This window comes from Enterobacter cloacae complex sp. 2024EL-00227, assembly GCF_043945315.1.
In the GTDB taxonomy this organism is placed as follows: Bacteria; Pseudomonadota; Gammaproteobacteria; order Enterobacterales; family Enterobacteriaceae; genus Enterobacter; species Enterobacter roggenkampii.
Window position 1 is genome coordinate 478,274 of record NZ_JBIMQP010000001.1, and the last position, 13,949, is coordinate 492,222.

12 protein-coding genes are annotated in these 13,949 nt (G+C 55.6%); 8 read left to right on the forward strand and 4 right to left on the reverse strand.

Annotated elements, in window-relative coordinates; genetic code table 11:
• Positions 1–366 precede the first annotated feature (366 nt).
• Positions 367–3,147, forward strand: coding sequence for a flavocytochrome c (locus ACHH0Z_RS02115; RefSeq protein WP_045407530.1), 2,781 nt, complete (start codon positions 367–369; stop codon positions 3,145–3,147).
• 94 nt (positions 3,148–3,241) lie between these two features.
• Positions 3,242–4,204 carry an FAD:protein FMN transferase gene (locus tag ACHH0Z_RS02120; RefSeq protein WP_008500295.1) on the forward strand — a complete coding sequence of 321 codons (963 nt, stop codon included), beginning with the start codon at positions 3,242–3,244 and terminating at the stop codon, positions 4,202–4,204.
• Here ACHH0Z_RS02120 and dcuR read toward each other — a convergent pair.
• Together dcuR and ACHH0Z_RS02130 are read right to left on the reverse strand one after the other, a co-directional pair.
• Positions 4,185–4,904, reverse strand: a complete 720-nt coding sequence (gene dcuR / locus ACHH0Z_RS02125) for a two-component system response regulator DcuR (RefSeq protein WP_008500296.1) — start codon at positions 4,902–4,904, stop codon at positions 4,185–4,187. The genes ACHH0Z_RS02120 and dcuR overlap by 20 nt on opposite strands.
• Entirely contained in the window at positions 4,901–6,517 is a 1,617-nt protein-coding gene (locus tag ACHH0Z_RS02130; RefSeq protein ID WP_008500297.1) for a sensor histidine kinase, read from the reverse strand. Before ACHH0Z_RS02130 ends, dcuR begins: the two co-directional genes overlap by 4 nt.
• Positions 6,518–6,682: 165 nt before the next feature.
• Here ACHH0Z_RS02130 and ACHH0Z_RS02135 point away from each other — a divergent pair, with 165 nt between their 5' ends.
• The gene (locus ACHH0Z_RS02135) at positions 6,683–7,546 is read left to right on the forward strand and encodes an N-acetylmuramic acid 6-phosphate etherase (RefSeq protein WP_039024956.1); all 864 of its coding nucleotides are present in this window, start codon (positions 6,683–6,685) and stop codon (positions 7,544–7,546) included.
• Positions 7,547–7,603: 57 nt separating this feature from the next.
• Here ACHH0Z_RS02135 and ompC read toward each other — a convergent pair whose 3' ends face one another.
• Positions 7,604–8,746, reverse strand: a complete 1,143-nt coding sequence (ompC, locus tag ACHH0Z_RS02140) for a porin OmpC (RefSeq protein ID WP_023325575.1) — start codon at positions 8,744–8,746, stop codon at positions 7,604–7,606.
• A 284-nt stretch (positions 8,747–9,030) separates the two neighbouring features.
• Here ompC and ACHH0Z_RS02145 point away from each other — a divergent pair, with 284 nt between their 5' ends.
• The 3 genes from ACHH0Z_RS02145 (at position 9,031) to ACHH0Z_RS02155 (ending at position 11,681) form a co-directional block, all read left to right on the forward strand.
• Complete coding sequence (locus ACHH0Z_RS02145) at positions 9,031–9,732, forward strand: phosphohydrolase (protein ID WP_045407527.1); 702 nt, start codon at positions 9,031–9,033, stop codon at positions 9,730–9,732.
• 61 nt (positions 9,733–9,793) lie between these two features.
• Entirely contained in the window at positions 9,794–11,209 is a 1,416-nt protein-coding gene (locus tag ACHH0Z_RS02150; protein WP_023293871.1) for a DNA cytosine methyltransferase, read from the forward strand.
• Positions 11,190–11,681 (forward strand): very short patch repair endonuclease, encoded by a 492-nt coding sequence (locus ACHH0Z_RS02155; RefSeq protein ID WP_008500303.1) that lies wholly within the window; start codon positions 11,190–11,192, stop codon positions 11,679–11,681. The genes ACHH0Z_RS02150 and ACHH0Z_RS02155 overlap by 20 nt, the downstream gene beginning before the upstream one ends.
• Here ACHH0Z_RS02155 and yedA read toward each other — a convergent pair.
• Positions 11,653–12,567, reverse strand: coding sequence for a drug/metabolite exporter YedA (gene yedA / locus ACHH0Z_RS02160; RefSeq protein WP_021241392.1), 915 nt, complete (start codon positions 12,565–12,567; stop codon positions 11,653–11,655). The two genes, ACHH0Z_RS02155 and yedA, sit on opposite strands and share 29 nt — an antisense overlap.
• A gap of 178 nt (positions 12,568–12,745) precedes the next feature.
• On the opposite strand from yedA, the gene ACHH0Z_RS02165 reads away from it, so the two are divergent.
• A complete protein-coding gene (locus tag ACHH0Z_RS02165) occupies positions 12,746–13,657 on the forward strand; it encodes a DUF808 domain-containing protein (protein WP_008500306.1) in 912 nt (303 codons plus the stop codon).
• A gap of 78 nt (positions 13,658–13,735) precedes the next feature.
• Positions 13,736–13,918 carry a YodC family protein gene (locus tag ACHH0Z_RS02170; protein ID WP_008500307.1) on the forward strand — a complete coding sequence of 61 codons (183 nt, stop codon included), beginning with the start codon at positions 13,736–13,738 and terminating at the stop codon, positions 13,916–13,918.
• Positions 13,919–13,949 lie beyond the last annotated feature (31 nt).

The window sequence follows — 13,949 nt, forward strand, 5'->3', positions numbered from 1 at the left end:
AATAACCACTCTGGCGTATGTGGGTATTCCCTTTTTTATTGGTTTATTTTATCATTTTTGTAACATTTTTATTTTCTGTGATTTTATATGTGTTTGTTTTGTTTGGTGTTTTTAGTGATTTGGAGAAGTGGTTTTACCAATCATTCTTTAACGAATTTTAAATTATTGTGAATGGCTAAACGACATTTGCTAACACCAATGTGTTAATTGTGTTATTGCAGGGATTAAATAGTTTTTTAACTAACGTAATAACTTTAGAAACTAAAAAAATCATTATATTAATATCATGACATCGGCAAATAACGACGAACTAAAAAATCAATCCGATAACGAATTCTTAATTTTAAAAAGTTTGGAGTTTCAATTATGAGCACTAACGAACGTATTCTTAGCCCCTTCACATTACCGAATGGCACTGAACTGAAAAACCGTTTGTTAATGGCCCCTATGACCACCTGCACCGGCTATTACGACGGCACCGTCACCAGCGAACTGGTGGAGTACTATCGTGCCCGTTCCGGAAGCATCGGTACCATTATTGTGGAGTGCTGCTTCGTCGACGATCTCGGTCTCGCCTTCCCGGGCGCGATCGGGATTGATAATGACGAGAAAATTGCCGGGCTGGCGAAAATCGCGGAGGCGATCAAATCCAAAGGATCTAAAGCCCTGCTGCAGATCTACCACGGCGGCCGCATGGTCGACCCGAAACTGATCGGTGGCCGTACGCCGGTTGGCCCAAGCGCTGTTGCCGCGCCGCGTGAGGGCGCAGCAACGCCAGTGGCACTGACTGGCGAAGAAGTGGAAGGCATGATCGGCAAGTTTGGTGAAGCGGTGCGCCGCGCCATCCAGGCCGGCTTCGACGGCGTGGAAATCCACGGGGCAAACACCTATCTGATTCAGCAGTTCTATTCGCCAAACTCTAACCAGCGCGATGACGAGTGGGGCGGCAGCCGCGACAACCGCGCGAAGTTCCCGCTGGCAGTACTGGATATCACCCACAAAATGGTGCGCCAGTACGCGGACGACGCCTTTATTATTGGCTACCGCTTCTCTCCTGAAGAGCTTGAAGTGCCGGGCATCCGCTTTGAAGACACCATGTACCTGCTGGAAAAACTGGCGGCTCGCGGCGTGGACTACCTCCACTTCTCCGTCGGCGCGACCCTGCGTCCTTCCATTGTTGACACCCAGGACCCGACGCCGCTGATCGAAAAATACTGCGCGATGCGTTCTGAAACGCTGGCTCAGGTACCGGTGATGGGCGTGGGCGGCGTGGTGAATGCCGCCGATGCCAATGAAGCGCTGGACCACGGTTACGACCTGATTGCCGTTGGCCGTGCCACCATCGCTTACCCGGACTGGACCGACCGCATCGCGGCCGGGGAAAACCTGGAGCTGTTTATGGACAGCACCCAGCGCGAGGCGCTGAACATTCCTGAGCCGCTGTGGCGCTTCTCGCTGGTGGAAGCGATGATCCGCGACATGAGCATGGGCGAATCGAAATTCAAACCGGGCATGTTTACTGAGAAGGTGCAGGACGACGCGAACGAGCTGGTGATTAACGTCAGTCTGGAAACTGACCGCATTGCAGACATCGAGCTGGCCTCTGGCCCGAGCGAAGACGTTGAGTTTGTCACCAGCTTTGAAGAGATCCGCACCCGCATTCTGGATGCCAACACCCCGCACGTTGATGCCATCACCGGCGCCACCAGCCAGAGCGAGGCGGTGAAGAAAGCGGTCTCTAAAGCGATGCTGAAATCCAGCAAAGCGCTGGCCGCGGAAGAGGGCGTTGACCCGAACGAAACCCGCAGCGTGGACGTGGTGGTTGTCGGCAGCGGCGGCGCCGGTCTGGCGGCGGCGATTCAGGCGCACGACGAAGGCGCGAGCGTGCTGATTGTTGAGAAAATGCCAACCATCGGTGGCAACACCATTAAAGCCTCTGCCGGGATGAACGCCGCAGAAACCCGCTTCCAGCGCGTGAAGGGCATTCAGGACAGCAAAGAGCTGTTCTACCAGGAAAGCCTCAAAGGTGGCGGCAACAAGAACAACCCTGAACTGCTGCACCGCTTCGTTGAGAATGCGCCGCAGGCGATTGAATGGCTCGCAACCCGCGGCATCATGCTGAACGACATCACCACCACCGGCGGGATGAGCATTGACCGTACCCACCGTCCAAAAGACGGCTCAGCGGTCGGCGGCTACCTGATCAGCGGCCTGGTGCGTAACGTCAACAAACGCAATATCGAGGTGATGCTGGATACCTCCGTCAGCGAGATCATCTTCGAAAACGGCGAAGTGACCGGCGTGCGCCTGACCACCGAAGAGAACGAAACCCTCACCGTGGCAGCGAAAAGCGTGATTGTCGCCACCGGCGGCTTCAGCGCTAACAGCCAGATGGTGGTGAAATACCGCCCTGACCTGGAAGGGTTCGTTACCACCAACCACAAAGGGGCGACCGGCGGTGGCATCGCGCTGCTGGAGCGCATCGGGGCAGGTACGGTGGATATGGGGGAAATTCAAATTCACCCAACCGTTGAGCAGAAAACCTCGTACCTGATTTCCGAATCCATCCGCGGCGGCGGGGCGATTCTGGTCAATCAGAAAGGGGAACGCTTCTACAACGAAATGTCGACCCGCGATAAAGTCTCGGCGTCAATCATCGCGCTGCCGGAGAAATACGCGTACATCGTCTTTGACGAGCACGTACGCGCCAAAAACAAAGCCGCGGATGAGTACATCGCTAAAGGCTTCGTGACCAGCGCCAGCTCGCCAAAAGCGCTGGCGGAAGCGCTCGGCATGGATTACCACGCTTTCCTGGCGACTCTGGAACGTTACAACGGTTTCGTTGAAAAACAGCACGATGACGACTTTGGACGTACCACCGCGCTGCGTGCGCCAATCAATGAAGGGCCATTCTACGCCATTCAGATTGCACCGGGCGTGCACCACACCATGGGCGGCGTGACCATCAACACCGAAACCTGCGTGCTGGACAGCAACCACAACGTGCTGCCAGGTGCGTTTGCGGCCGGTGAAGTGGTCGGCGGGATCCACGGCGGTAACCGTATCGGCGGTAACGCAGTGGCAGATATCATCATTTTTGGTACCCTTGCAGGACATCAGGCGGCTCTGCGTTCGAAAAAGATGTAAGGCACCTGCTTCCCAGGCCGGATACGCGCAGCGATATCCGGCATTTTCCCCGGCGGCGCGGAGCTTGCCGGGGCTACTTCTGAGGACTCCTGCCATGCCTGATAGCCATCGCGTTTACAGCTACTCCGCCGTTCTGATGGGCTCGCCCATCCTCCTGAAACTCTTCTCCCATGACGAAGCCCTCGCGTCCCGCGTGTTTCGTCTGATCAAACAGTACGAAGATCTGCTCACCGTTAACCGCGCGCACTCGCAGGTGATGGACATTAACCATGCGGCGGGCCAGCATCCGGTCACCGTCAGTCGGCCGGTGTTTGATCTGATCCGCTGTGCAAAAGCGGCAAGCCTGCTCAAGGACAGCGCCTTTAATCTGGCGATCGGTCCGCTGGTGAAGCGCTGGAAGATTGGCTTTCAGGGGGACAGCGTTCCGCCTGCCGATGAAATCGCGTCGCTGCTGGCGATAACCCGGCCCGAGGATGTTCTCCTTGATGAGGCCAGCAGCAGCGTGTTTCTGACCAGAGCGGGGATGGAGATCGATCTGGGAGCGATTGCCAAAGGCTATATCGCCGACCGGGTGCGGGATTACCTGCATAAAGAGGGCGCGGAGCTGGGGCTGATTAACCTCGGCGGCAACATTCAGACGTTAGGCTCGCCGGAAGGGGGCTGGAGCGTCGGGCTGAAAAAACCGTTCGCCGGAGATGCGCTGATTGGCACGATGATCGTTGAGAACGTCTCCGTCGTCACGTCGGGAACGTACGAGCGCTATTTTGAACAAGACGGCAAACGCTATCACCACATTCTTGATCCGCGCACCGGTTACCCGCTCGATAACGAACTGGACAGCGTCACCATCATTTCCAAAGATTCTATCGACGGCGATATCTGGACCACGCTGATGTACGGCATGGGCGTAGAGAAGGGCTGTGCCGCGCTGCGTGCGCGCCCCGACATTGAGGCCATCTTTGTGACCAAAACAAAAGAAGTGGTGTTCTCTTCAGCACACCACTTCCGCTTTACCCTGCTGGATGATACCTACCGCGTTACTGACAGTATTGCTTGAGCAGGCCCGTTTGCTCCGGCTGGAGACGGTAGCGATACACCGGACGCCCGGTGGCGCCGTAGTGAATGCTGGTGAACAGAATATTGATTTGCGCCAGCCAGATCAGGTATTTGCGGCAGGACACGCGGGAAATATTGACCGCGTTTGCCAGATCGTCGGTGGAAAACTCCGTCTCCGGGTGAGCGTCAATCCACTGGCAAATCGTGCGCAGCGTTTGCGGCGTTAACCCTTTCGGCAGCTTTTTGCTGTCCGCCAGTTCCGGCGCCCCGCCGTGGATCAGCCGGTCGACGTCCGCCTGCTCGTAATACTGGTGCGACCCCATCAGGCTGTGCTTTGCCTTCCAGCCGTTCAGCGCCTCTTCAAAGCGTGGGAACTGGAACGGCTTTATCAGATAATCCACCACGCCGTAATGGATGGAGGTCTGGATCGTCGCGGCGTCGGCGGCCGAGGAGATCATGATCACGTCGATTGGGCGGCCGGATGCGCGAATCACGGGCAGCAGATCCAGCCCGTTATCCTGCTGCATATAGACATCCAGCAGCACCAGATCGACGGGCTGGCTGGGGTTATTAATGATGGCCTCGGCCTGGCTTAGCGTGGAGGCGACGCCGCAGCAGCTAAAGCCTTCAACACGGTTGACATACAGACGGTTGAGATCGGCTACCATGGCGTCATCATCGACAATTAACACATTTATCACGCGATTTTCCTCTCGCTATCCCAGGGGATGTGAACAAAAAATTGGGTAAATACGCCGGGCTCAGACTCGACGGAGATATCGCCGCCAAGGTTCTGAATCTGCTGGCGAGCAAGGAACAGCCCAACGCCGCGGTTTTCACCTTTTGTTGAGAAGCCCTTTGTAAAAATAGACTCCAGCTGAGTGGGATCAATGCCGGGGCCATCGTCGCTGACTTCACAGCTGAGCCAGCCATTCTGATAATGCAGCAGCAGGCCGATCTCGCCCTCCTGCTGTCCTTCCATCGCGTCGAGCGCGTTTTCAATGAGGTTGCCCAGCGCGGTGATCAGCACCGCGACCTGCTCTTCACTTGCGGTATCCGGTATCTGGCTTTCATCCGCCAGCGTCAGGGTGACGCCCGCTTCTTTCGCCCGGTTGATTTTACCCAGCAGGAACCCGGCAACCACCGGGGATTTTACCTTGCTCTGTATCGTACCGATATCCGTCTGGTAATGATGTGCCGTCTGGAGAATGTACTCTTCCAGCTTGTCGTAGCGCTTAATATTCAGCAGGCCGAGTATCACATGCAGTTTATTCATAAACTCGTGGGTGTGAGCGCGCAGGGCATCAACGTAGTTAACCATGCCGTCCAGACGCTGCATCAGCTGGCTGACTTCCGTTTTATCACGGAAGGTGGTGATGGCGCCGATCACCCGATCCTGACTTTTCACGGGGACCATGTTGCACAGCAATAGCCGACCGTTGCAGCTGATCTCCTGATCCTGGCGTGCGACGCCCGTCTTCGAAACGTCACGCAGGCTGGCCAGCAGGGGCGCGCTGGTGTTTTCGGTCTGCTTGCCGGCGGGGAGGAGCAATATTTCTCTGGCGGTCTGATTAATCATCGTCACGCGCCCGTGTATATCAACGGCCAGAACACCCTCGCGAAGCGACTGCAGCATCGCCTGGCGCTGTTCGAACAGGGCGGAGATTTCGTAGGGTTCGAGCCCGAACAGAATGCGCTTCAGAACCCGCACCAGACCCCAAATCGCCATAGAACTCATAAAAATACTGAACAAAATGGTCCAGACGGCGTTTAGCCGCCCGCGGGCGATCTGCTCTTCAACCTTATTCAGGGAGATTCCGACGACCACCACGCCAATCTGCTCGTGCTGGGCGTCGTAGACGGGCGTAAAAACGCGCAGCGCTTCGGCGAGCGCGCCCCGGTTAACCGAAACGTTCTCTTTGCCTTCCAGCGCGGGCGTTAAATCGTCACCGATAAAATGTAGCCCCAGCAGCGCCTCATTCGGGTGAGAGTAGCGGATCCCGCGCATATCAGTGACCACGGTGAACAGCAGATCGTTTCGCTTCGTCACCGCCTGGGCGATGGGCTGAATAATGTTCTCCTGCGGTGCCTGCATCAGGCCGCGCTGGATCTCGGGGCTGTCGGCGAGGGTGCGGGCAATGCCGAGCGCGGTGTCTTTGACATCATCGCGCGTTGCGCGGGTGATCTGCACCGAATAGAGCGCAAAAACCACCAGCAAAACTGAACCGATAATCGCGCACACCATCAGCGTGACCAGCGTATTGAGTTTCATGGGGCGCTTGCGCGTCGGAAGGAAAGGCTGCAAATCGCTCATCAATACTCCGCGATGATTAAGTAAGGGGGTAATTATCGCCGATGACGCGCTTTTCTTAAAGCCATGTAAAAGCGTGGATTTGGTCCTCTTTTCGTGACCCTCCTCGCAGGTCATCTATATAAAACACTTTATAGTGTGTGGGTACTCATAATAAGGAGGCTGTTTATGAGCATTATGCTTACCGGTTCGGTCAAGGAAAGACGGCACGCCAGCACGATGAATATCGATAGATTGTCCACGCTGGACATGCTGAAAGTCATTCACCAGGATGATGCACTCATTTCTGCTGCTATCACCCCTTGTTTACAGACGATTGCCCGTGCGGTGGATAACGCTGCCGCGACCCTCAATCACGGTGGTCGCCTGGTCATTGTCGGGGCGGGGCCGTCTGGTCGTGTCGCGCAACAGGTTGCCGATGACTATGCGCCGGGCAAAACCCCTGTGATGGCCGTAACGGCACAAGAGGGGGAAGGGAGCTACGAGCGCGGCGTTTCCGACCTGCAGGCCATTAAATTTGGTGAACACGATATGATGCTGGCCGTGACCGTCAGCGGAAAAACGCCGTGGGTCTGGGGAGCGATGCGGCATGCATGGTCGCTGGGTTCGCCGGTCGCCGTGCTTACCGGTGATGCGCAAAGTGAAGCCGCGCAGCTGGCGAGTATGGTTATAGCCCCCGAACTGGGTGCCGATGTGGTGGCCGGCTATCTCAACACCAAAGCGGGGATCGCGCAAAAAATGATCCTCTCAATGATCGCTACCGGGCTGGCCGTTCGAACCGGGCGCGTATACAGCAACCTGCGGGTGGATCTTGAGGCAAGCAACACCAAATGGGCCGAACGTCAAATCGCCATTGTAATGGAAGCGGGGGGATGCTCCCGGGCGGAGGCAAAAGCGGCGCTGGAGAGCTGTAACCATCACTGTAAAACAGCGGTATTGATGGTGCTGACAGGGCTGGATGCGTGGAAAGCTCATGAGCTGCTGGCGCAGAATAACGGGTTTATCCGCGTGGCGCTGCAGGAAGCGCCGTAATACGTACCGTTAAGAAATAAAAAAGGCCGCAGATGCGGCCTTTGGTATTTTTAGAGGTTAGAACTGGTAGGTCATGCCCACACCAACGATGTCGTCGGTGGAAATACCGTATGCGTCATACAGCGCTTCATCGTTGTCCAGCATGTTGATTTTATAATCAACATAAGTGGAGAAGTTTTTGTTGAAGCTGTAGGTCATGCCCAGGTCGATGTAGTTAACCAGATCCTGATTGAATCCTTTACCGTCCAGATCTTTACCTTTTGAGTAAACCCATGCCAGGGAAGGACGCAGACCGAAGTCGAACTGGTACTGTGCAACCGCTTCAAAGTTCTGAGTCTGGTTGGCGATACCAACGTTGCCGATTGGCGTCATGTTGCGGGTTTCCGCATACATCATCGCCAGGTAAACGCTGTTTGCGTCGTATTTCGCGCCAACGGTCCAGGCTTCAGCTTTTTCGCCACCCGCAAAACCGATGCTTTCTGCGGCTTTGCCGTAGGCAACCTGATCGTTGGTACGGTCAGAAGAAGAGTACGCCGCACCCAGGCTCAGGCCGGACAGATCGCCAGAGAAGTCATAGGAGGTGGACATACCGAAGCCGTCGCCGTTCTGGAAGCGTACGTCTTTATGACCGTTTTTAGTGCCTTCCTGATCTTCGTTAGCGTTAGCACCTTCGTTAGCACCCTGATACTGCAGCGCAAAGTTCAGGCCATCAACCAGACCAAAGAAATCATTATTACGATAGGTCGCAACACCGTTGGTACGGCCAACCATAAAGTTATCAGTCCAGGTGTAGGAATCACCGCCAAATACAGGCAGCATATCGGTCCACGCTTCAACGTCGTACACGACGCCGTAATTACGGCCATAATCAAATGAACCGTATTCGCCAAATTTCAGGCCAGCGTATGCCAGACGGTTAAAGGATTTATCACCCGCGCCTTCGGTATCGTTAGCGTAGGTTTTATATTCCCACTGGCCGTAACCGGTCAGGTCGTTAGTGATCTGGGTTTCGCCTTTGAAACCAATCTGTACATAGGTTTCATCGCCGTCGTCGCCAGGGTTGTCAGAGAAGGTATGACGCGCATCAACCTTACCGTACAGGTCAACTTTATTGCCGTCTTTGTTGTACATTTCAGCCGCATTTGCTGCGCCTGCCATTAATAACGCGGGTACAAGAATTGCCAGAACTTTTCTTTTCATTATATATTCCCTTTAAAGATAATTTATATGAATATATGTAATTACCCTCCGTAATTACAGGGTTGATACTATTCCAGGAGATGTGATTTAGTTTCAAAAATAAATGTAATAAAATTCGATGAAATATTTCAAATTATTTCTATAAATCTCTTTATTTTTCCGGTGAATTAATTAATTGAATTTATAAGGTGTAATTATTATTAAATATTTCGCATTTCTATTTTTTAATTTGTTTAATTTGGCTATGTTATAATTCATCCTCTTTTTAACAACAGGACATGACGATGGAACTGGCCCGGTGGCAGCATGGCTTTGAGCGCTGGCTCAAGGAAAATCATCAGAACGACGATACCGCACATGATATTTCGCATTTTCGACGGGTCTGGATGACGGCGCAAAAAATCATGGTTCACCACACGGTCGAGCCGCGGGTGATTCTGGCCGCATGCTATTTTCACGATATTGTCAGCCTGCCGAAAAATCATCCCGAACGCAGTCAGTCGTCAAGGCTCGCCGCGCGTAAGACGAGCGACATTCTGCGCCGCGACTTTCCGGACTTTCCGCCAGAGCATATTGCCGCCGTCGCGCACGCGATTGAGGCGCACAGCTTTAGCGCCGAAATCGCGCCGCAGAGTATGGAAGCCAAAATAGTGCAGGACGCTGACCGGCTGGAAGCGTTAGGTGCTATCGGCCTGGCGCGCGTTTTTGCCGTCTCGGGCGCGCTGGGCGTGCCGCTATTTGACGCGGACGATCCCTTTGCCGATGTGCGCCCCCTCGACGATAGGGCATTTGCCCTCGACCATTTTCAGACCAAGCTGCTGCGTTTGCCTGATACAATGCAGACGGAAATGGGCCGCGAACTGGCATGTCACAATGTCGATTTTCTGATCCAGTTTATGGCGAAACTCAGCGCCGAATTACACGGCGACTGCCTCGGGCTGGATAGCCAGGTGCTGAGCCGCTTCCGTCGCAGTTTGCGCAACTGAACTGTGGTAATCTGTTCCCAGTCTTTACTCTCCGGTTAAAAGAATGCAGGAAAATCGAGCAGTGAAAGAGCCCGCGCCCGCGCAGGCTGAGAAATCAACGGCAACGGTGCAGGCCTTACTGCGCCAGCTGTTGGATATCTATGATGCTAAAACGCTGGCCAGTCTGCTGGTGGCGCACGGCGAAAGCCACTGGAGCCCGGCGATCCTTAAACGTCTGCTGACCAGCGAGCGAGCAGGGCGTCGCCTGAGTGAAGGCGAGTTTCGTTATCTGCAAAACCTGCTTCCGCGACCTTCTGCCGCGCACCCGAACTATGCCTTCCGGTTTATCGATCTGTTTGCCGGTATCGGCGGTATTCGGCACGGTTTTGAAGCTATCGGCGGACAGTGCGTATTTACCAGCGAGTGGAACAAGCACGCCGTGCGTACCTATAAGGCCAACTGGTACTGCGACCCGCACGAGCATCATTTCAACGCCGATATTCGCGATGTCACCCTGAGCCATAAAAGCGGCGTGAGCGATGAGCAGGCCGCCGAGCATATTCGTCAGACGATCCCCGCGCATGACGTGCTGCTGGCCGGCTTCCCGTGCCAGCCGTTTTCGCTGGCCGGCGTCTCCAAGAAGAATGCCCTCGGACGCGCCCACGGTTTCGCCTGCGATACGCAGGGAACGCTGTTTTTTGACGTGGCGCGCATTATTGACGCCCGTCGTCCGGCCATTTTTGTACTGGAAAACGTCAAAAACTTAAAAAGCCACGACGGCGGGAAAACCTTCCGCATTATCATGCAAACGCTGGATGAGCTGGGTTATGACGTGGCCGATTCAGAGGACATGGGCGCGGACGATCCTAAAATCATTGATGGGAAACATTTCCTGCCCCAGCATCGCGAACGTATCGTGCTGGTGGGCTTCCGCCGCGATCTCAATCTGAAAGGGGATTTCACCCTGCGGGATATTCCTTCTCTGTATCCCGAGCGCCGTCCTACCGTGGCCGACCTGCTGGAACCGGTCGTCGACGCGAAATTTATCCTGACCCCGGTGCTGTGGAAATACCTCTACCGCTATGCCAAGAAGCATCAGGCGAAAGGCAACGGCTTCGGTTTTGGGATGGTCAACCCGAACGATCCGCACAGCGTCACCCGCACGCTGTCTGCTCGCTACTATAAAGACGGCGCGGAAATCCTGATCGACAGAGGCTGGGATAAAGCGCTGGGTGAAAAAGATTTCGACGATCCGCACAACCAGCGTCATCGCCCACGGCGCTTAACGCCGCGGGAATGCGCCCGGTTGATGGGCTTTGAAACGCCGCAAGGCTACGGTTTCCGCATTCCGGTTTCAGACACCCAGGCGTACCGCCAGTTTGGTAACTCGGTCGTCGTTCCCGCGTTTGCGGCTGTCGCAAAACTGCTGGCTCCGCGCATCAGACAGGCGGTGGCGCTACGCCAGAGTGAGGCCGTCAATGACGGACGTTCACGATAAGGCCACGCGCAGTAAAAACATGCGTGCCATCGGCACGCGTGACACCGCCATTGAAAAGCGCCTGGCCGCGCTGCTGACGCAGGCGGGCTTTGACTTTCGCGTGCAGGATCCCGCCCTGGCGGGGCGTCCCGATTTCGTCCTCGACGCCTGGCAGTGCATCATCTTTACTCACGGCTGCTTCTGGCACCATCACGACTGCTACCTGTTTAAAGTCCCCGCGACGCGCACCGATTTCTGGCTGGATAAGATTGGCAAGAACGTCGAGCGTGACAAACGGGATCTCTCAATGCTTATTGCGCAGGGCTGGCGGGTGCTGATCGTCTGGGAGTGTGCGCTGAGAGGCAGACTAAAGCTGAACGATACCGATCTGCGCGAACGGCTGGAAGAGTGGATCTGCGGCGGCGGTCAGACCGCGCAGATCGACACGCAGGGTATTCACCTGCTTACGGTTTCTCCACCTCACAAGGCGTGACCACCGGTTTTGCCGGCAGCAAATATTTGCCCAGCGTGACCAGCACGACGGCAAACACGATGATCCCTAAAGCAATCCATTCCACAGGCGAGAGCGTTTCTCCTCCCAGTCCTGTCCCGAGCAGCACGGCCACGACCGGGTTAACGTAGGCGTAGCTGGTGGCGACCGCAGGGGAGACGTTGCGGATCAGGAACATATAGGCGTTAATGGCGATGATAGAGCCAAACAGCGCCAGGTAGCCTACCGCGAGAAAGCCCGACAGGTCCGGCAGCGCGGTCAGCTTTTCTCCCGTCAGGGTGGAGGCCAGAAGCAGGACAATCCCCGCGGCGAGCATCTCAATCGCACCGGCCATCATGCCGGTCGGCAGTTCGATACGCGACCCGTAGACGGAGCCGAACGCCCAGCTCATCGAGCCGATCAGGATTATCACCGCGCCCCACGGATTCCCGCTCAGGTTGCCGCCGCTGTTGAGCAGAACAATGCCGGCCAGCCCAATCCCAATCCCCAGCCATTCCAGCTTGCGGGTGCGGATGCCGAAAAGACGGCTGAAGCAGAGGGTAAACAGCGGTACGGTGGCAACGACCACGGCGGCGATCCCGGACGGGACGTTCTGGTGCTCGGCAATCGTCACAAACCCGTTCCCCACTGCCAGCAGCAGCAGGCCGATCAGGGCGGCATTCAGCATCGGGCGCAGCGGGGGAAGCTTATGCCCGCGCAGCATCAGGAAGGCCAGCAGCAGGATACCCGCCGAAAGGAAGCGGATGCCCGCCATCATCAGCGGCGGCCAGCTTTCCACGCCGATGCGAATGACAAAGTAGGTTGAGCCCCAGATGATGTACAGCGAAAAGAGTGCCCCGATGAGCGGTAGCAATTGCCGGAAACGCATAATCCCTCACGTCGAAATAAAAAGGTCGCTGATAGTAAACGCGAAAACTATCGCGCTGGCGAGCCCTTTAATTGTGTAGCTGATGTGAATTTTTTGTTGACGTAAGGTGCCTGTTTCCGGGTTTGCGCTTTTGCTCCATACTATTCACTTAATTACCAAAAAATGAAGGATTAAGATTTTGGCAGGAAGTAGCTTATTAACATTGCTGGATGATATAGCCACCCTACTGGACGACATTTCAGTGATGGGGAAACTGGCGGCGAAGAAAACCGCAGGCGTGCTGGGCGATGATTTATCGCTTAACGCGCAGCAGGTGAGTGGGGTGAGGGCAAACCGTGAACTGCCGGTGGTGTGGGGCGTGGCGAAAGGCTCCTTCCTGAACAAGGTGATTCTGGTGCCGCTGGCGCTGCTGATCAGCGCCTTTATCCCCTGGGCCATCACGCCGTTACTGATGATCGGTGGGGCATTTCTCTGCTTCGAGGGCGTGGAGAAGGTGCTGCACTCCTTTAGCGCGCGCAAGCAGAGCGATACGCCGGAGGTGCGCCAGCAGCGTCTTGAAGCGCTGGCCGCGCAGGATCCAAAAACCTTCGAGCGCGATAAGGTCAAAGGCGCTATTCGGACCGACTTTATCCTGTCTGCGGAAATCGTCGCGATTACGCTGGGGATTGTCTCTGACGCGCCGCTCCTGAATCAGGTCCTGATCCTCTCCGGCATCGCGATTCTGGTTACCGTGGGCGTGTACGGTCTGGTGGGACTGATCGTCAAGCTGGACGATATTGGCTACTGGCTGGAAGAAAAGTCGAGCGCGGTGGCAAGAGGCATCGGCAAAAGCCTGCTGGTGCTGGCGCCCTGGCTGATGAAGAGCTTATCGGTGGTGGGCACGCTGGCGATGTTCCTCGTAGGCGGCGGAATTGTGGTTCACGGCATTGCGCCGCTGCACCATGCCATCGAACATTTCTCCTCCACGCAGGGGGCCGTTATCGCGGCGATTCTGCCTACGCTGCTGAACCTGGTGCTGGGCTTTATCATTGGCGCTATCGTCGTTGCGGCGGTGAAGCTGGTTGAGAAAATTCGCGGCACGTCGCACTAATTGTTACCGTCGGCAGGATGCAAAAAGACCATTCCTCGTCTAAATTGAAACAGTTTCACCCTGATACAGGAGGCAGGTATGGTCTTTTTGGTCAGTGATGAAGTTAAGCCTAAAAAGGGCGGCCCACGTATGATCGTCACCGGGTATTCCAGCGGAATGGTGGAATGCCGGTGGCACGATGGCTATAGCATCAAGCGGGAAGCATTCCGTGAAGATGAGCTTCAGCCGGGGGACGGGCAGCACAAACGGGACAAGGCTTAATCACATAACGCCCGGCTTTGCCGGGCGTTTT